This is a genomic window from Achromobacter sp. SIMBA_011, assembly GCF_046535435.1.
Taxonomy (GTDB): Bacteria; Pseudomonadota; Gammaproteobacteria; order Burkholderiales; family Burkholderiaceae_B; genus Achromobacter; species Achromobacter dolens.
This window is the reverse complement of the sequence record NZ_JAWRWN010001077.1, coordinates 1-243: the sequence shown is the minus strand read 5'-3', so window position 1 is coordinate 243 and position 243 is coordinate 1. Positions and strand designations below refer to the sequence as shown.

The window sequence follows — 243 nt, the reverse complement described above, 5'->3', positions numbered from 1 at the left end:
CTCGACGACGCGAGCCTGCTCGGCCGGCCCACGATGCTCCAGGGCCGCATCGAAGACATCTACGCGGAAAACGGCTTCATCGCGATTCAGGACCCGGAGTTCGCGAAGCTGGAGAACCCGACCATCGGCACCGATTTCGAGCTGAACGATCATCGCGGCGTGATCGTCGGCATCGCGAAGGTCGCCGCGAGCGGCCTGTTCGGCACGCCGACGCTCTACACCACCTACGCACGCGCGATCCGC

General features: G+C 65.8%; 1 pseudogene. It reads left to right on the top strand.

What is annotated here, in order from left to right:
* Positions 1–243 (top strand): annotated as a pseudogene (locus SB816_RS34345) (ABC transporter permease); the annotation flags it as partial.